15 protein-coding genes and 5 tRNA genes are annotated in these 18,812 nt (G+C 50.5%); 12 read left to right on the forward strand and 8 right to left on the reverse strand.

The genetic code is table 11. The annotated features are described in order from the left end of the window. Positions 1-141: 141 nt before the first annotated feature. Both ushA and BIZ37_RS22820 read right to left on the reverse strand, forming a co-directional pair. Positions 142-1,815, reverse strand: coding sequence for a bifunctional UDP-sugar hydrolase/5'-nucleotidase UshA (gene ushA / locus BIZ37_RS22815; protein WP_187463482.1), 1,674 nt, complete (start codon positions 1,813-1,815; stop codon positions 142-144). Between the two features lie 217 nt (positions 1,816-2,032). Next, positions 2,033-3,394: a Na+/H+ antiporter NhaC family protein gene (locus BIZ37_RS22820; protein WP_187463483.1), complete on the reverse strand. Its 1,362-nt coding sequence runs from the start codon at positions 3,392-3,394 to the stop codon at positions 2,033-2,035. 328 nt (positions 3,395-3,722) lie between these two features. Here BIZ37_RS22820 and BIZ37_RS22825 point away from each other — a divergent pair, with 328 nt between their 5' ends. Then, positions 3,723-5,606: a methyl-accepting chemotaxis protein gene (locus tag BIZ37_RS22825; protein ID WP_187463484.1), complete on the forward strand. Its 1,884-nt coding sequence runs from the start codon at positions 3,723-3,725 to the stop codon at positions 5,604-5,606. Between the two features lie 87 nt (positions 5,607-5,693). Here BIZ37_RS22825 and kdsA read toward each other — a convergent pair whose 3' ends face one another. Genes kdsA through hemA form a run of 6 tightly spaced genes read right to left on the reverse strand, consistent with a single transcriptional unit; the run spans position 5,694 to position 11,053 of the window. Next, positions 5,694-6,548, reverse strand: coding sequence for a 3-deoxy-8-phosphooctulonate synthase (kdsA, locus tag BIZ37_RS22830; protein WP_187463485.1), 855 nt, complete (start codon positions 6,546-6,548; stop codon positions 5,694-5,696). A 36-nt stretch (positions 6,549-6,584) separates the two neighbouring features. Next, on the reverse strand, positions 6,585-7,397 hold the full coding sequence (locus BIZ37_RS22835; RefSeq protein WP_187463486.1) for a SirB1 family protein: 813 nt from the start codon (positions 7,395-7,397) through the stop codon (positions 6,585-6,587). 2 nt (positions 7,398-7,399) lie between these two features. Next, positions 7,400-7,780: a SirB2 family protein gene (locus BIZ37_RS22840; RefSeq protein WP_107300571.1), complete on the reverse strand. Its 381-nt coding sequence runs from the start codon at positions 7,778-7,780 to the stop codon at positions 7,400-7,402. Between the two features lie 22 nt (positions 7,781-7,802). Next, positions 7,803-8,651, reverse strand: a complete 849-nt coding sequence (prmC, locus tag BIZ37_RS22845; protein ID WP_187463487.1) for a peptide chain release factor N(5)-glutamine methyltransferase — start codon at positions 8,649-8,651, stop codon at positions 7,803-7,805. Continuing rightward, a complete protein-coding gene (gene prfA, locus BIZ37_RS22850) occupies positions 8,651-9,739 on the reverse strand; it encodes a peptide chain release factor 1 (protein ID WP_107300569.1) in 1,089 nt (362 codons plus the stop codon). The genes prmC and prfA overlap by 1 nt, the downstream gene beginning before the upstream one ends. A 51-nt stretch (positions 9,740-9,790) precedes the next feature. Then, positions 9,791-11,053 (reverse strand): glutamyl-tRNA reductase, encoded by a 1,263-nt coding sequence (gene hemA / locus BIZ37_RS22855; protein WP_107300568.1) that lies wholly within the window; start codon positions 11,051-11,053, stop codon positions 9,791-9,793. 245 nt (positions 11,054-11,298) lie between these two features. On the opposite strand from hemA, the gene lolB reads away from it, so the two are divergent. The 11 genes from lolB (at position 11,299) to BIZ37_RS22910 (ending at position 18,811) form a co-directional block, all read left to right on the forward strand. Next, entirely contained in the window at positions 11,299-11,931 is a 633-nt protein-coding gene (gene lolB, locus BIZ37_RS22860) for a lipoprotein insertase outer membrane protein LolB (protein ID WP_255526872.1), read from the forward strand. Between the two features lie 8 nt (positions 11,932-11,939). Further along, a complete protein-coding gene (ispE, locus tag BIZ37_RS22865; protein WP_187463488.1) occupies positions 11,940-12,803 on the forward strand; it encodes a 4-(cytidine 5'-diphospho)-2-C-methyl-D-erythritol kinase in 864 nt (287 codons plus the stop codon). Between the two features lie 32 nt (positions 12,804-12,835). After that, positions 12,836-13,783: a ribose-phosphate pyrophosphokinase gene (locus BIZ37_RS22870; RefSeq protein ID WP_146157111.1), complete on the forward strand. Its 948-nt coding sequence runs from the start codon at positions 12,836-12,838 to the stop codon at positions 13,781-13,783. A gap of 238 nt (positions 13,784-14,021) precedes the next feature. Further along, on the forward strand, positions 14,022-16,022 hold the full coding sequence (locus tag BIZ37_RS22875) for a bifunctional UDP-sugar hydrolase/5'-nucleotidase (RefSeq protein WP_187463489.1): 2,001 nt from the start codon (positions 14,022-14,024) through the stop codon (positions 16,020-16,022). Between the two features lie 139 nt (positions 16,023-16,161). Beyond that, positions 16,162-16,752 carry an aminoacyl-tRNA hydrolase gene (gene pth, locus BIZ37_RS22880; RefSeq protein WP_044622642.1) on the forward strand — a complete coding sequence of 197 codons (591 nt, stop codon included), beginning with the start codon at positions 16,162-16,164 and terminating at the stop codon, positions 16,750-16,752. Between the two features lie 90 nt (positions 16,753-16,842). After that, positions 16,843-17,934 carry a redox-regulated ATPase YchF gene (ychF, locus tag BIZ37_RS22885; RefSeq protein ID WP_107300566.1) on the forward strand — a complete coding sequence of 364 codons (1,092 nt, stop codon included), beginning with the start codon at positions 16,843-16,845 and terminating at the stop codon, positions 17,932-17,934. A gap of 306 nt (positions 17,935-18,240) precedes the next feature. Continuing rightward, positions 18,241-18,317 (forward strand) — tRNA-Met (locus tag BIZ37_RS22890). A gap of 30 nt (positions 18,318-18,347) precedes the next feature. After that, positions 18,348-18,432, forward strand: a tRNA-Leu gene (locus tag BIZ37_RS22895). A 72-nt stretch (positions 18,433-18,504) separates the two neighbouring features. After that, positions 18,505-18,579: transfer RNA gene (locus BIZ37_RS22900), tRNA-Gln, on the forward strand. Between the two features lie 45 nt (positions 18,580-18,624). Continuing rightward, positions 18,625-18,701, forward strand: a tRNA-Met gene (locus BIZ37_RS22905). 28 nt (positions 18,702-18,729) lie between these two features. Next, a tRNA-Leu gene (locus BIZ37_RS22910) sits at positions 18,730-18,811 on the forward strand. Position 18,812 lies beyond the last annotated feature (1 nt).

Raw genomic sequence — 18,812 nt, forward strand, 5'->3', positions numbered from 1 at the left:
TATACCAAGAATATGTAAGGAAGACATATGGTTCACCTCTTTCAATTTACCTACCCCAAGCGTAGAGGCTTAAGAGTGAGGCGGACCATATAATTAGCCTTGCATGCGCAGGGCCTTGTTCAATAGTATTGACCGTAATTGTTAGCGGTAAACCATCTCACCTTTTGGTGCGAACGCATTCACGTCAATCGGGCTGTTGGTCTGCAGGAACTCTTTCAGTACTTCTGCATCAACGAAACCGGTATTCACATGGCCTGAGTGCTCGGTGATCTTAGGGTAACCGTCGCCTCCTGCGGCGTTAAAGCTCGGTACGGTGAAACGGTATGTGTCAGTCAGGCTCAGTGGCTTACCACCGACCTTCACATCGCTCACTTTACCGTTGGCCACTGTCATAGAGATACCGTAGAACTGGGCATAGGCACCTGAGTCAACCGGCTTAGTCGCGACAACATTCAGGTAGTCCATCACTTCGCTACCAGTCATGTCGGTATAAGTGACGATATTGCCAAAAGGCTGCACCGTCAGCACATCCTTGTAAGTAATATCACCACCAGCAATCGAATCACGGACGCCGCCCGAGTTCATGACAGCGAAATCTGCCTTGGCGCGCTGCATGTGTGATGCTGCAATCAAACGACCTAGGTTAGTCTGCTGGAAGCGAACCACATTGCGATCGCCTTCAAGCTTACCATTAGACTCGGCGATCTTGATATTCAGCTGCTCCTGGCCACGCTCCTGGAACGGCTGTAGGAAAGCCTTCACTTCGCTATCCTGGGCAATCTCGTCCTGGATAAATACACGCTCGCTGGAGCCATCAGCCAATTTCACTTTCTTCTTAAGGTTAACCGGGATCAGGTCATAGCTAACCATTTGCAATTCACCGTTCTGGAACTCAAAGTCCGCACGGCCAACATATTTACCCCACTCATGGGCCTGGACAATCCAGGTGCCGTTTTGCTGATCCGGCTGGCAGTCATCACCTGGATTGAAGTTCTTGTTGTACATGTTTGGACCTTCCATGCACACCGGCTCCTGGGAGTGGCCACCGACAATCATATCCAGTTCACCTGCAGGCAGGTAACGGGCAAGGGCAACATCACCCGGCGCGTTGATGCCGTGGTTACCGTTGGCATAGTGGCCCATGTGGGTTGCCGCAATGATCACATCCGGATTTTCTGTTTCCTTCAGCTGCTCGATCACCTTCTTGGCTTCTTCCTTAGGATCACGGAAGTCAACACCACCGATATATTCAGGGTTACCGATCTTCGCCGTGTCTTCTGTAGTCAAACCCACCACAGCAATCTTGATGCCTTGCTGCTCGAAGATTTGGTATGGCTGGAAGAGGCGCTCGCCAGTTTCCTTGTCGTAGATATTGGCAGACAGCATAGGGAACTCTGCCCACTCTTCCTGCTTACGCAAAACTTCCAGTGGATTGTCAAACTCGTGGTTACCCAATGCCATTGCATCGTAGCCCAGCATGTTCATGCCCTTGAAATCCGGCTCGGCATCTTGTAGATCAGATTCAGGCACACCGGTGTTGATATCGCCCCCTGAAAGCAACAGGGTTGTACCGCCCTCAGCAGCAACCTCCGCACGGATCTGATCCAATAGCGTCTTGCGTGCTGCCATACCGTATTCGCCATAAGAGTTATGCCAGAAACGACCGTGGTGATCATTAGTGTGGAGAATGGTTAGCTTATACGTTTGATCAGCCTGCCATGATGGTGCTGTTGTATCTGATTGGGTCGCGCAACCAGTCAGAGTGGCAAGAATCGCAGCGGTTAACGCTGCCTTGGTGAAAAAGCGTTCCTTCATTGGGGTCACCTTAACCTAATTATGTGATTTCACTAGAATTGACAAGCGTCAGTTTAAGTTATTTGGTGAACGCTGTTCTATGGATTTCATCATTCTGTTGACCAGATCACCATACTGGCTTCGCATTTTCATAACGGTGAGGTAACAAGCAAAAAAAAGCCTCACGGGTGTGAGGCTTCTGGTATTATTTCCGGTTTTCACATTTTGCTGGCGGCTATCAAGCCGTAGCCAATTTGCGCGCTGGGTGCTTAACAAAGATTGCCACGATAGCAGCAAAAGCCAGGAAGAAGCAGTAGTAGGAATGGCTCACCACTTCCAGTGGTGAAAGACCGAATACTGAACCCAGCAACAATGCCTGGGCACCGTATGGCAATACTCCCTGCACCACACAAGAGAAGATATCAAGCAAACTTGCCGAGCGGCGAGGTGTCACACCGTTTTCTTCCGCCAGTTCGCGTGCTACACCGCCAGAGACAATAATCGCAACAGTATTGTTAGCCGTACAGCAGTTAGTCAGGCCGACCAGACCCGCAATACCCAACTCGCTAGCGCGGAGGTTCTGGGCTTTTGAGTGCTGCTTGCTAAAGACCTGGATCACTTTGCTGATCAGTTGTGTCAGGTAAGCAAGGCCACCCTGACGGCGCATCAGCTCCCCCATACCGCCAATCAGCATCGACAGCAGGAAGATCTCCTGCATGTTGCCGAAACCAGCATAAATATCCTGACCGTAAGTCGACAGGCTGTAATCTGGCGTACCGAACAAACCGATACCACCCGCCAGTAAAATACCGATACTAAGTACGACAAAAACATTCAGGCCAGATACTGCCAATACCAAGATAGTGATATACGGCAGTACTTTCAGCCACTCAACGTCCGTTGTTGCCGGTACTTCAGTCGGGGTGCTGCTAAATAGGAACAACAGAATCGCTGCAATTGCCGCAGGTAGGGCAATACGGATATTTTCGCGGAATTTGTCTTTCATCTGACAGCCCTGCGAACGTGTCGAGGCAATCGTGGTATCCGAGATAATTGACAGGTTATCACCGAACATCGCACCGCTCAGAACAACACCGGCCGTCAGTGCCACATCCATGCCAGCCGTTTGGGCAATCCCCAAGGCAACTGGGGCCACTGCCGCAATGGTGCCCATTGATGTGCCCATCGCAGTGGCGATAAAGGCTGAAATCACAAAGATACCCGGCAGGATCATGCTAGCAGGAAGCATAGACAAGCCAAGGTTTACCGTGGCATCCACACCACCGGTGGCTTTGGCTACTGAAGCAAAAGCACCTGCCAATAGGTAAATCATACACATAGCAATAATATCGCTATGGCCTACCCCGCGTAGGAACTGCTCAATGGCTTTGTTGAGTTTTTCCTTGCTCAGCAGGATCGCCGCGATTACCGCAGGCAGTGCTGCGACAGGGGCTGGCAATTGGTAGAAGGCGAAATCCACACCTTGCATGGTTAGGTAAGTACCCACACCAATAAACAAGGCTAAGAAGATCCCCAATGGGAGTAACGCCAACGCAGAAGGCGCAGGCTCGTTAGAATGTTGTTGTGTATTGTTCGACATGATGACTACAGGACATCTATTTTAGAAATTGCGCCTAGACTAAGTGTTGTTAATGGCCGCGTCAACATCTAGACGTCTAAACATCCAAAATAATCATTATAAGCAGTCGATAATCCTTATAGGTATAAGTGTAACAAAATGCATATCAAACATTGTTGAACCGTCAAATTCCTGGCGAAGCGCGACTCTTTTTCGTCAATCAAAAGTCACGAAAAATCATCAAGTTGTTTTTTATTCGACCACGGCCACTTTTCCGTGCAACAGGCAGAAAATCGCTATAGAATCCGCCTCGCAGACACCTCCCCCACCTGTTGTTGAGATAAAGACAATGACGCTAACCTTGAAACAGAAACTCATTGGCGCCAGCCTTTTTGCTGTTGTGATTATGGCAACGGCACTGACTTGGCTTGCCGCCAACCAACTCTTTGACCAAACCCGACAGGGCATCTACGCCCGAGCCGAGAGTATTGCCCACGCAGCTAACGAAGGCATTGCCGAATGGGTAAATATCCGCCGCGATATCGCGAGCTCGTTCAATGACTATAGCCGCGAAGAAAACATGGTGCCGTATTTACAAATGGCCCGAAAAGCGGGTGGTTTCGACGATATCTTCTTCGGTACTCCAGCCGGAGGTATGTTCCGGTCTCATCCTGAGCGTAACCGTGCCGACTACGACCCGCGTACCCGCCCTTGGTACCAAGATGCCGTGAGCGCTAACCGCCAAATCGTCACTACCGCTTACCGTGACGCCATTACCAATGCATTGCTGATCACCATTGCCGAGCCTGTCCGCAACAATGGCAGCCTGCAAGGTGTTGTCGGTGCCGATGTATTGATTGACCAACTGGTAAAGGACGTTATTAGCCTAGATGCGGGTAAAAATGCCTACGCGATGCTGATCAACAAACAAGACAACACTTTTCTTGCCCACCCTGACGAGTCTTTGATCCTCCAGCCAATCAACCGTTTCAGCAGCGAACTCAACATGGCGCTGATCGATGAAGCTGCCCGCACTGGCAGCATTGAAATGGCCACTATCGACGGTAAAGAAAAGCTGTTCTACTTTGCTACTGTACCGGGGACAGACTGGGTACTTGGCCTGGAGATGGATCGCACGACTGAAGAAGCGAGCCACACAACGCTGCTACGCCAGCTGATCATCACCTCCATTGTGATCACCCTGATTGTGGTGGCAATTTCCGCTGCCCTCGTCGGTTACCTGTTCCGCGATCTGGCTCGCGTATCTGAAGCACTGGCTGAAATTGCCACAGGTGAAGGTGACCTAACCCAGCGCTTGGAGCCTCGTAGTGACGATGAAGTGGGCCAGCTTGCCCATAACTTCAACCGTTTCGTCGGCAATATGCATGCCATGGTGTGCAAGCTGAACGATGTCTCTAACTCCCTGACCCAGCAGGCACATGTTACCGCTTCTCAGGCTGAAGAGCGCAGCACCCGTATCCAGCACCAGCAGGACGAAATCAATATGGTGGCAACGGCTATCAATGAGATGGCTGCAGCAACCCAGGAAATTGCCGGCAATGCTGACAATACGGCCCGTACAGCCGGAGAAACTGTCGAAGTTTCTGATCATGGCGCGACTCAGGTCGGCCAGAGCCAGCACTCCATCACGAGCCTAGCGACTGAAGTGGATACGGCGACAGGTGTGATCAGTGAGCTGAACAGCCATGCCCAGAGCATCAATACCATTCTGTCTACGATTCAGGGAATTGCCGAACAAACTAACCTGCTGGCACTCAATGCGGCCATCGAAGCAGCCCGTGCCGGTGAGCAAGGCCGGGGGTTTGCCGTGGTTGCCGATGAGGTCCGCGTACTGAGCCAGCGTACCCATGCTTCGACGCAGGAAATCCAGCAGATGATCGAGACCCTGCAGCAAACCACGGGCAAAGCCGTCGGGATCATGGAAGACAGCCGCAAACTGGCGGAAACCAGTGTCGATGACGCCAACTCGGCCTCGGCGAGCCTGTCCCAGATCAACAGTGCAGTAACCAACATCAGTGATATGGCGACCCAGATCGCCTCGGCAGCAGAAGAGCAATCTTCCGTGACATCGGAAATTACCCGTAATACCGAAGGGATCCGCGATGTCTCCAACGAACTTGCAGTAGAAGCCAGCGAGGCGGCCAAGCAAGCGGCTGAGCTATCTGAACTATCATTCCAGCTACAGCAGGAGATCAGCCGCTTCAAGTTATAAGTGAGCGGCAAAACCTGCTAAAGCAACAGCAATAAAAAAGGCGATACCTCGGTATCGCCTTTTTACTATCAGCAAGAAGAAAATATCTTACTTGATTTCGATTTCTTCGAAACCCTTGACCAGATCATCAAGCTGCTTCAATTGAGCAAGGAATGGCTCTAGCTTGTCCAATGGGAAAGCAGATGGGCCGTCACAGCGTGCTTTATCCGGGTTCGGGTGCGCTTCCATAAACAGGCCTGCAATCTTAGTTGCCAGGCCAGAGCGTGCCAAGTCGACAGTTTGCTCACGGCGGCCACCAGAAGCGGCACCGTTAGGATCACGGCATTGTAGGGCGTGGGTAACATCGAAGATGATCGGGCTACCTTTAGAGGCCTTCTTCATCACATCAAAACCAAGCATATCAACCACTAGGTTATCGTAGCCGTGCAGCACACCGCGCTCACACAGGATGATGTTTTCGTTGTCGCACTCAGCGAATTTCTCAACGATGTTACCAACCTGGCCAGGGCTCATGAACTGAGGCTTCTTCACGTTGATCACCGCACCGGTTTTTGCCATTGCCTGAACCAGATCAGTCTGGCGAGCAAGGAAAGCCGGCAACTGGATAACGTCAACCACGTCGGCAACAGGTTGGGCCTGGTACTGCTCGTGGATATCAGTGATGATTTTCACGCCGAAAGTATCTTTCAACTCTTGGAAAATCTTCAGGCCTTCTTCCATGCCGGGGCCACGGTAGGAGTGCACAGAAGAGCGGTTAGCTTTGTCAAAAGAAGCCTTGAAGACATAAGGAATGCCTAGCTTGTCTGTCACTTCAACGTACTTTTCACAGATCTGCATCGCCAAATCACGTGATTCCAGTACGTTCATGCCGCCGAATAGGACAAACGGCTTATCATTGGAAACATCAATATCACCAACGCGAACAACTTTCTGTTCCATCATCTTCTCTCTTAATTTTTAGCCAAGACCCTATACAAATTAATGCAGGGTCAACGGCTCTTTGTTGAGTTCTTGGACCTGAAGCTTCAGCAACTCGGCAGCTGGGTCTTCAGGGCATTGCTCGATAAAGTATTCGTAATCCAGTGCTGCAGCATGGCTGCACTCTAGCTGCTGGTAAATATAGCCACGATCACGGATTTCGTGCGGGTCTCCCGGACGGAAAGCCCCCAGAACGACATCACTGCAGCGCAACGCTTCGGCGAACAACCCTTCGCGAAGCAGTGCGCTTTTCATCACGGTCAACCAGCGTGCCAGCACGTCATAGTTGCCAGCCGTTGCAAAGTGCTCGCTGCGCAGCTCGGTAAATGGCCCTTTGTGGCCTTTGAGCCAGGCTGCCATAACATGCTTACTCAGGTATTCACCATCAAACGGGTTAATGAACTGAGGTTCACTGCCGTACCACTCTACCTTAAGAACAAACTGGGTCGGGAAAGCAACGGCACTAACCGGCAAATCCAGGCGCTGGGCGAGAAACAGGAATAGCGCCCCCAGCGACACAGGGATCCCTTTCTTGCGGTCAAGGACTTTGTCGAGAAAGACGTTATCGGATGAGTAATACTGCTCGTGATCGCCAATAAAGCCCCACTCGCGGTAAAACAGGCGAATAAGCCCCTCAAGGCGCAGGTAACTATCAGGCTCATCCATCAAGGCTTGTTCAGCCTCCTGGGCAAGCCGTTCCAACTGGATGCTGACCCAGCCAGCTGGGAAACGCGGATCCACCGCTTCAGTCATCGCAACCGCGCCTTCCACCAGCGGCATCTGCTCCAGTTCTTGTTCGGTAAAGCGTAACATGGTTATCCTAGGAAAGAGGTTTTGGTCATTGCTATTTTGGCGGCGGCCATTACCCAGCCCAGCGAGCCGAAGAAGGCAAAGGTCTTAAAGACTTTGTTCGTCCCCATTTTCAGGGTGAAGTAGCCAAGCGCAATATAGGCCAGCACACAGCTGAGCTTTTGCGTCATCCAGCCACCTGCTGCCGTAAACGGCACGAAACCGGTAATGAAAATCAAAGCCACACCGGTTAGCAATAAAACGGTATCCACCACATGGGGTGTAATTTTCAGGAACTTCTTCTCGTTCAACGACGAGTTGGCCATCATCAAGCAGTAACGCAAGATAAACAAGGTCACGCTAAGCGCGATAGCCAGCATATGTAGGTGTTTTATAGCGGGATACATTGCATACATTGTTGTTATCTCTCTATCCTTGCCAGCGGCCCATGGTCACACGATCCAGGCCGGCATAATCCTGTGCTGTGGAGACCTCATGGTAACCCAGCTCGTCTAAAATACCACGTACAGCCAAACCTTGCTCGTATCCGTGCTCCATTAGCAGCCAACCGCCAACTTCCAGGTGCTGGCGGCCTTGCTCACTGATCAACTGAATATCAGCCAACCCATGATCCTCTGCCACTAGGGCACTCTTTGGCTCAAAGCGGACATCACCTTGTTCCAGATGGGGATCCATTTTGTCGATATAAGGTGGGTTGCTCACAATCACGGCAAAACGTTCTTGCTCTGACAGCGGGCTATACCAACTACCAGAGAGAAAACGTGCATTGGCAATATGTAGGTTAGTGCGGTTTTCCTCAGCAAGCGCCGCAGCTTCAGGGCGCAAATCAATACCAGTAACTACGATATCGCGTCGCTCAGAAGCCATTGCCAGCGCAATGGCGCCTGTCCCTGTGCCAAGATCTAACACCTTGCAGGCGTCGGCAGGCAGCTTTTCCAGAGCCAGCTCCACCAACCTTTCGGTATCTGGACGCGGGATCAAGGTATGGGGGGCCACTTTAAGAGGCAGCGACCAAAACTCGCGCTCACCAACGATATAAGCCACCGGCTCACCCGTCAGGCGCCTTGCCAATATAGATTCAAATGCTGTTTGCTGGGCAGCATCCAATTCTTTTTCCGGCCAGGTTAAGAGGTAACTGCGGGGCTTATCGAGCACATGGCACAGCAAAACGGCCGCATCGATATGCGGGCTGTCTGAGCCCGCATCAATCAATGCCTTAGCCGCCAGCTTAAGCTGGGCGTCTATCGACAGGGTCATTAGTTCTGCTCAGCCATGGCTGCTAGCTGGTCGGCCTGGTGTTCCTGTAGAACCGGCTGGATCAAGCTGTCCATATCGCCTTCCATCACTTCATTTAAACGGTAGATAGTCAGGTTGATACGGTGATCAGAGACACGGCCCTGCGGGTAGTTGTAGGTACGGATACGGTCTGAACGATCGCCCGAGCCAAGTAGGTTACGGCGCGTGCTCGCCTCTTCTGCATGGCGCTTCTCTTCCTCAGCCTGGATAATACGGGCGGCAAGGACAGACATCGCTTTCGCTTTGTTTTTATGCTGTGAACGCTCGTCCTGACACTCTACCACGATGCCCGTTGGCAAGTGGGTAATACGGATAGCAGAATCCGTGGTGTTGACGTGCTGACCACCGGCACCCGATGCACGGAAGGTATCGATTTTCAGGTCACCGGCATTGATTTCAGGGATTTCCGCTTCTGGGATCTCTGGCATCACGGCAACCGTACAAGCAGAGGTATGGACACGACCTTGGGATTCTGTTGCCGGAACACGCTGTACACGGTGGCCGCCTGACTCAAACTTCAGGGTGCCATACACCGCTTCACCACTGATTTTGGCGATCATCTCTTTGTAGCCACCGTGCTCGGCGTCGTTGGAACTCATCACTTCAACGCGCCAGCCGCGTGACTCGGCGTATTTGCTGTACATACGGAACAGATCACCGGCGAAGATGCCGGCTTCATCACCACCGGCACCGGCACGGATTTCAACGAAGCAGTTACGTTCGTCGTTCGGATCTTTAGGAATAAGCAGAACCTGAAGCTCATCTTCCAAACGGATGATCTCCGCTTTGGCTTCCTTGACTTCTTCCTGCGCCATCTCGCGCATTTCAGGATCGTCTTCGTTAGCCATCTCTTCAGCAGTCGCCAAATCTTCTTTGGCTTGCTGGTAGGCCTGGAAGCATTGGGTTACTTCCTCCAGCTGTGAATATTCACGGGAAAGCGCTCGGAACTTGTCCTGGTTACCAATGATCTCTGGATCACCTAGCAAATGCTGGACTTCTTCATAACGCTCAACCAGCGTTTCTAATTTCACTAAAATTGAAGGTTTCATATAGGTTTCTACTGTATTCCACTAAAGGCAGGGAAGGTTTCCCTGCCAGGATTAATTCTTTGCGGTATCTAGCCCTAGTGTCTCGCGGATCACCGCCAGCTTTTCTGGCTCGCCATCTTTGGCGGCCTGCTGCATCGCGCGGGTAGGCGCATGGATAAGTTTGTTGGTCAGTTTGTTACTGAGCTCGACCAATACTTTTTCAGGATCACCGCCATTGGCGAGCGCCTGCAAACTACGGGTAAGCAAATCTGATTTCAAATCCTCAGCCTGGCAACGGTATTGGCGAATACTGTCTACCGCTTCGAGCGAGCGGATCCAACTCATGAAAGCGGCACTTTCTTCACTGACAATCGCTTCTGCCTGTATCGCCGCCACTTTACGCTGTTCACGGTTTTTCTCAACAATACTGTGCAAATCATCTACCGAATAAAGGTAAGCATCGTTGAGATCCCCTACTTCCTGCTCAATATCACGCGGTACCGCAATATCAACCAGCAACATAGGTTGGTGGCGCCGCGCTTTGATGGCTTTTTCAACCATCCCCTTGCCGATAATCGGCAGCGGGCTCGCCGTTGAGCTAATCACAATATCAGCCCGGTGAAGGTGCTCAGGTATTTCTTGCAAGCTGATCACCTCAGCACCGAACTCCCGAGCCAAGTTTTCGGCCCGCTCTTTGGTCCGGTTGGCGACAATCAGTCGGTTGCACCCCTGCTCCACCAAATGGCGGGCAACCAACTCAATGGTTTCCCCCGCTCCAACCAGCAGTACCGTCGCTTCCTCGAGCGACTCAAAGATCTGTTTTGCCAATGTACAAGCGGCAAAAGCCACCGATACCGCGTTGCCACCGATATCAGTCTCGGTACGCACCCGTTTCGCCACGGTGAACGTTTTATGGAACAGCTTTTCCAACATCCCCTGGATAACTTGGTTATCCCGGGCATCGGAATAAGACTGCTTGACCTGGCCTAGGATCTGCGGTTCGCCTAATACCAGTGAATCCAGCCCACAAGAAACCCGCATCAGATGACGTACAGCAGCCTGCTCTTCATGGAAATATAGGCTTGGCATCAGCTCTTCTGTACTGATCTGGTGAAACTTACTCAACCAGTCAATCATGAGCCCGGGGCCTTGTTGAGCCACATCGCAATACAGCTCTGTACGGTTACAGGTCGAAACAATCACCCCACTGTGAACCTCTGGATGGTCCTCCAGTTGAGCTAAGGCCTGCTTCATCTTTTCTGGCGAAAACGCAACCCGTTCACGCAAGTCTACCGAGGCTGTTTTATGATTTATTCCTAGTGCAAGCAATGTCATGGAGACGGTGTACCACTTCGCCGATGAAATATGATTTAAGGGCGGATTTTACTTGATGCCCCCACTTAATTAAAGAACGCAGATCGATTCTACATGGCAATAACCCACATAAATTAGCATTCAATTATTCATAGAATAGGAAAAAAGAGTGATATCAACCTTTCTTTTTCCGAGAGAAGGAGTTGGAAATATTAAGGTTTTACCGCTATTGTTTGGCAACAATACTTAATAAAAAAGTGATAACGATGATGTCATTATTGCGACATGCCCGCCATCCTTTTGCCCGAATTCCCCGTAGAGCACCTTGGTTTGCCCTTTTCCTATCCCTACTAGCCGGCTGTGCGACCCAACCACCACAGACCACCGATACCGATTGGGAAAGCCATGAACAAGCGCTTGAAGCCCTCTCTAGTTACCAGGCTAAAGGAAAACTCGGCTACAAAGGCCAGCAACGCTTTGGCGCCAATTTGATCTGGGAAACCACCGCAAGCAGTGATCACCTACTGCTGACCAACTTCCTTGGCTCGACACTGCTAAAACTCGATGCTACCCCCAGCAGCGTGACCCTAGTCGACAACAATGGCAAAACCCACCAGGGTTCAAACGCCAGTGAGTTGGTTGCCAACCTAACTGGTATTAACCTGCCGGTTGAACAGATGCGCGACTGGCTGATTGGCTTGCCGACAGCGGTAGATACTTACCAGCTCAACAACGAAAATAGAGTGGGCTACCTTGCCAAACGTGTCGATGGCAAACTCTGGCAGCTTGATTACAACGAGTATGACTACTCGGTTAGCCCGGCATTGCCCAAGCGCATGGTCTTGAGCTCGGCCGGCACCAGCATTACCCTTATCATCCACCAATGGACCATTAATTAGAGTACGCTATGATCACCCGCACCACCGAATGGCCGGCACCGGCCAAACTGAACCTGTTTCTCTATATCACCGGCCGCCGCGCAGATGGCTACCACGAGCTGCAAACCCTGTTTCAGTTTCTCGATCATAGCGATACCCTGACGATCACCGCCAACAACAGCGATCAGATCACCCTAACACCTGCCATTGACGGGGTGAAAACCGAAGACAACCTGATTTACCGTGCCGCTGACATGCTACGCCAAAAGGCCGGTATCGAAGCTGGCGCAGATATCCATATCAACAAAATCCTACCAATGGGCGGTGGCCTTGGCGGCGGCTCATCCGATGCCGCTACTACGCTCGTTGCCCTAAACTATTTATGGCAGGCTGACCTCAGCGTCGATGAGTTGGCCGAACTGGGCTTGGCCCTTGGTGCCGACGTGCCTGTTTTCGTCCGTGGGTTAAGTGCATTTGCCGAGGGTGTAGGCGAGCAATTACAGCCTGCAGAGCCGGAAGAGAAGTGGTATCTGGTTGTCAAACCAGAGGTAAATATTGCTACAGTTGATATTTTCACCCACCCAGGGCTAAAAAGGGATAGCAAAAAACGGTCTTTAAATGCACTGTTAGCAGGGGTTTACGAAAACGATTGCGAAAAAATCGTCAGATCACTGCACCCTGAGGTTGATAAGGCGCTTTCGTGGCTGTTAGAATACGCGCCGTCGAGATTGACCGGCACTGGCGCTTGCGTGTTTGCTGAATTTAGCACCCATGAAGCGGCCACTGCAACCCTGAATAAATTACCAAACTGGCTCCAAGGATTTGTCGCAAAAGGTGTCAACACATCTCCCCTTTTGACAGCCTTGAACGCACATTCTACGGATTGTCAGTAACTACAACTTGGACGCAACCTGAGGTTTCCACCGTGCCTGATATGAAGCTGTTTGCTGGTAACGCGACACCAGAACTAGCCCAACGCATTGCTGACCGTCTTTACATTTCTCTAGGAGACGCAACAGTTAACCGTTTTTCCGACGGTGAAGTCTGTGTTCAGATTAATGAAAACGTTCGTGGTAGCGACGTATTTATCATTCAATCTACTTGTGCGCCAACCAATGACAACCTAATGGAACTGGTTGTTATGATCGATGCACTACGCCGTGCTTCTGCAGGCCGTATTACCGCTGTAATCCCTTACTTCGGCTATGCTCGCCAAGACCGCCGCGTCCGTTCTGCCCGTGTGCCAATCACGGCAAAAGTCGTTGCCGACTTCCTGTCAAACGTAGGTGTTGACCGCGTTCTGACTGTTGACCTTCACGCTGAGCAAATCCAGGGCTTCTTCGATGTTCCTGTAGATAACGTATTCGGTAGCCCAGTACTACTAGAAGACATGCTAGCGAAGAACCTGGAAGATCCAGTGGTTGTTTCTCCAGACATCGGTGGTGTTGTTCGTGCTCGCGCTATCGCGAAGCTACTAGACGACACTGATATCGCTATCATCGACAAGCGTCGCCCACGTGCCAACGTTTCTCAGGTTATGCACCTGATCGGTGACGTTGAAGGCCGCGACTGCATCATCGTTGATGACATGATCGATACTGGCGGTACGCTATGTAAAGCCGCTGAAGCACTCAAAGAGCGCGGTGCTAAGCGTGTATTCGCTTACGCAACTCACCCTGTATTCTCCGGCAGTGCGCCACAGAACATCCGTGAGTCTGTAATTGACGAAGTTATCGTAACTGACTCAATTCCTCTAACTCAGGAAATCCAAGATACAGGCCGTGTATCGGTTCTAACGCTATCTGGCATGCTTGCTGAAGCAATCCGTCGCATCAGCAACGAAGAGTCAATCTCAGCGATGTTCCAGCACTAATTCTGGACCTCTAAAGAGCTCTAACGCCCCGCCATGTGCGGGGCGTTTTTTATCCCCAAGAAAAAGATAACCCTATAATAAATAATACAAAATCTGTTGATTTTGCTACCCAACCTTCAAAAATTCATTTCAGTAAATTAGTTAGAGCTCTAACTCAATTACAGATCACAAAATCTTGCCCGCCTGTTGTATATATTCCAGCACCTCTGTGACATATACCTACAACAAGAGACAAAGCATGAAATTTACTAAGCCACTCATTGTGTTATCGGTCGGTTTAGCCTTAGCGGGCTGTAACTCAAGTAGTTCAGACAACAAAACACCTCTAGATACCCCTTTTGATTTGACCATTGCTCATGTTAACGACACCCACTCAAGTTTTGACCCGGTAAAATCCAGCTTCAAAGTTGATAAAACGACGGTTTATAACGAATTTGGCGGCCACCCTCGCCTGCTCACTGAGGTTAACAACTACAAGGCTGAAGCCGCTGAAAACAATGACAGCATACTATTCCTGCATGGTGGTGATGCTTGGCAAGGCAGTGCTTACTTCAAGTTGAACGAAGGCAAAATGAATGCGGATATCCTGAGTCAGATGGGCTTGGATGCGATGGCACTGGGTAACCACGAATTCGATCTTGATAACGAGAAATTGAATGCCTTTATCGATTCCATCAACTTCCCGGTATTGGCTGCAAACATCGATACCAGTAACGATGCCGACCTAAAGGATCAAACAAACCTCAAGCCTTATATGGTTTATGCTTTCGACGGTAATACGAAAGAAGTGTTAACAGACCTTGATAACCTGCCGGCAGATAAGCATATTGCAGCTGTTTTTGGCTTAGTGCTTGATGACATGCCTAATATCGCGCCAAATACTGGCGATATTATTTTCAAAGATATGGTGCAATCAGCCCAGGCAACTGTCGATATGCTCCATGGCAAGGGGATTAACAAAATTATTGCCGTTACCCATATTGGTAACGCCATTGATCTAGATATTGCATCTCAAGTAAACGGCATTGATCTGATTGTAGGTGGCCACTCCCATACACTGCTTGGCGACTTCACCAACCTAGGGATGGCCAACAACGGCACTTACGCCGAAATTGTCACCAACCCTGACGGTGAAGGCCTGACTTGCGTTGTTCAAGCCGGTGAATATGCTCAGGCTATCGGCAAAACAACCATCGCCTTCAATGGGCAAGGTGCTATCACGCACTGTAATGGTAACAATACCCTTCTAAGTAACGATGAGTTCTACGACTCTCCGGCCCGGGATGAGAGCAATAAGTTCAGTGAGCAAGAAACCGCAGGTGTTGTAAGCTTTATCGACGGCCAAGAAAATATTGCCGTTGTCGAAGAGCACGAAAAACTACGCCAGCATATTGATACCCACTACAAACCAGCAGTGGATGAAGCCTATGGCGAAATCATTTCAACAGCCCCTAGCGAGATCAAGCACGAACGCCGCCCAGGTGACAACGGTTTCGACAAACATGGCTCAGATGTAGCCCCAATTGTTGCAGCGGGTCAATATTACTGGGCTGCAACCACAGAGGTCAGTAGCGTTGCAGGGCTGAAGGCTGACTTGTCACTTGTCGGTGCCGGTGGAGTAAGGACCGATATTGCTGCGGGTGATCTGCGAGAAGGCAACATCTCACTCGAGCTACTGCCATTTTCCAATTTCATGTCTATCGTGCCGCTACAAGGTTCGGTCATCAAAGAGCTAATCACCAGCACTGTCAGTGCAACCCTGCCAACTGGCTCTCACGCGGGTAAATTCCCATACGGCGGTAACCTACGTTATACCTTCACAGAAAACAATGCAGGCATCGATGGCACACTAACGTCAATCGAGGTTAACAAAGGGTCCCTCGATACCCCAGATTGGGAGCCATTGCTGGACGGCACTACCTACAATGTTGCAATGAACAACTACAATGCAACAGGCAACGATGGCTGGACACCATTGTTTGAAGCCCAGAAAACGAGCTCCGGCCGGGTAGACCTTGCTTATGTTAATGGCCAGTTGACCGCATTTGCTGTCGAGCGCATTGAGGAAGATGACAATGGTAAATACAAAGTCATCTATGAAAATGAAAGCGTCGACTGTGATGACTCGTCCTTTAGTTGCAATACCGATGCCCAAGCCGTTATCAACTACATCAAGGCGAATCACCCAATATTGCAGCCAATGAGCTACGAAACCGTCACGCTTGAGCGAGTTGAGTAGTAACGAGCCGCTATCAGCGACCTCCCCCATAGCTAAATGCCCCGTACATTACGGGGCATTTTTCGTTTAGATATCAATTTTGGCTATTTTGATATAACATAGCGCGCGATTTTACAGCCCCTAGACTTGAGAGATCAGTGTGAGTAACAATATTCGCCTACTTGTTGGCCTAGCAAACCCCGGTGCCGAATATGCCAGGACCCGCCACAATGCCGGTGCCTGGGTGGTAGAAGAGCTGGCCCGTATACACAATGTCAGCCTACGCGAGGAAGCCAAATACTTTGGTCAAACCGGCCGGATCCAGACCAATGGCCAGGATCTTCGCTTGTTGATCCCATCTACCTACATGAACCTCTCGGGTAAATCGGTAGCTGCACTGGCGAAGTTCTTCCAAATCAAGCCAGAAGAGATCATGGTTGCCCACGATGAACTTGACCTGCCCCCGGGTGTTGCCAAGTTTAAAAAGGGTGGCGGCCACGGTGGCCACAACGGCCTGCGTGACATCATCAGCAAGATGGGCAACAACAAAGATTTCTACCGCCTGCGGATTGGTATCGGCCATCCGGGCGACAAGAACAAGGTAGCTGGCTTTGTCCTAGGCAAGGCGCCAGCCAAAGAGCAGGAAAATATCGATGCGGCTGTTGATGAGGCAGTGCGTTGCATGGATATTTTGCTCAAAGATGGCTTAAACAAAGCCCAAAATCGACTACATTCATTCAAAGCTGTCTAAGCCGAATACTGTAGCCAATACTGAATTTATTTTTCGGCAGCGGGTCTGCCGGACTGTTTTACCGAACAATTACCAAAAGGGTTTCAAACCATGGGTTTTAAATGCGGAATCGTCGGCCTGCCTAACGTAGGTAAGTCCACTCTTTTCAACGCCCTGACCAAAGCAGGGATCGAGGCAGCGAACTTCCCGTTCTGTACTATCGAACCAAACACAGGCGTAGTGCCAGTGCCGGATCTGCGTCTTGATGCCCTGGCAGCGATCGTTAACCCTGAGCGTATCCTGCCGACAACGATGGAATTCGTTGATATTGCAGGCTTGGTTGCCGGTGCGTCTAAAGGCGAAGGTCTAGGTAACAAATTCCTGGCAAACATCCGTGAAACCGATGCGATCGGCCACGTTGTTCGCTGTTTCGAAAACGAAAACATCATCCACGTTGCTGGCAAGATCAACCCGCTTGACGATATCGAGGTGATCAACCTTGAGCTTGCTCTAGCTGACCTTGATACCTGTGAGCGTGCTATCCAGCGCCAGGCTAAACGTGCCAAAGGTGGTGACAAGGATGCTAAGTTCGAAATCGCCGTACTTGAGAAAATGCTACCGACCCTGACTGAAGGTGGTATGGCACGCTCGATTGAGCTAAGCAAAGAAGAGTTCGCAGCTATCAGCTACCTGAACTTCCTGACGCTTAAGCCAACCATGTACATCGCCAACGTTAACGAAGATGGCTTCGAAGACAACGAGTACCTAGACATGGTTCGCGAGCACGCAGCAAAAGAAAACGCTGTTGTGGTTCCAGTATGTGCTGCCATTGAGTCTGAAATTGCAGAGCTTGACGATGCAGACCGCGAAGAGTTCCTATCTGACATGGGTATCGAGGAGCCGGGCCTTAACCGTGTGATCCGCTCTGGTTACGAACTGCTTAACCTACAAACATACTTCACCGCGGGTGTGAAGGAAGTTCGTGCTTGGACTATCCCTGTCGGCGCAACAGCTCCACAAGCAGCGGGTAAGATCCACACTGACTTCGAAAAAGGTTTCATCCGTGCAGAAGTCGTTGGTTACGACAACTTCATCGAATTCAACGGTGAAAACGGCGCGAAAGAAGCAGGTAAATGGCGTTTGGAAGGTAAAGACTACATCGTTAAAGACGGTGATGTGGTTCACTTCCGCTTCAACGTTTAATACCGCCTAACGTATTATCCTATGCGCCAGAAAGCCAGCCGCCGTGCTGGCTTTCTTTTTATCTGCATGGCTACCAATATCCTACCCATACACTTGTTGCAGCTTTACCCTTTTCACACGCGCTAAAACGCATAAAAGCAGATGTTTAGCACGGCAAACGCCCAGTTCGTCCAAATAAGCACCGAACAACCGGGTTTTTTCAAGATATTCAAAAAAACTATTGACGCTATTGGCTGGTATGAGCATAATGCGCCCCGTTCCCGACACAGCGGCCTGACAGGCAAGCTGTTAGGAAAACAACAAGATGGCTACGTAGCTCAGCTGGTTAGAGCACATCACTCATAATGATGGGGTCACAGGTTCGAATCCCGTCGTAGCCACCATCTCCTTTCTTCGGAATCGAGATACAATGTGCGGAAGTGGCGAAATTGGTAGACGCACCAGATTTAGGTTCTGGCGCCGCAAGGTGTGAGAGTTCAAGTCTCTCCTTCCGCACCATTATTCTTCGGTTGAGCTTTAGCTTTTAGGCAAGAGCTTGATTGAAAGCAAGTCTCTGAAAAGAGCACCTGCAGGTCTATCGCCAAGCGGTAAGGCAACGGGTTTTGATCCCGTCATTCCCTGGTTCGAATCCAGGTAGACCTGCCATCTTTACAAGGTCGTTGATTACTAGTATATTCAGCAACCCATGTTGGCTACGTAGCTCAGTTGGTTAGAGCACATCACTCATAATGATGGGGTCACAGGTTCGAATCCCGTCGTAGCCACCATTCTTTCCTTGAGAAAGAAACAATTTGTGCGGAAGTGGCGAAATTGGTAGACGCACCAGATTTAGGTTCTGGCGCCGCAAGGTGTGAGAGTTCAAGTCTCTCCTTCCGCAC

It is taken from the genome of Photobacterium sp. BZF1, assembly GCF_014349205.1.
In the GTDB taxonomy this organism is placed as follows: Bacteria; Pseudomonadota; Gammaproteobacteria; order Enterobacterales; family Vibrionaceae; genus Photobacterium.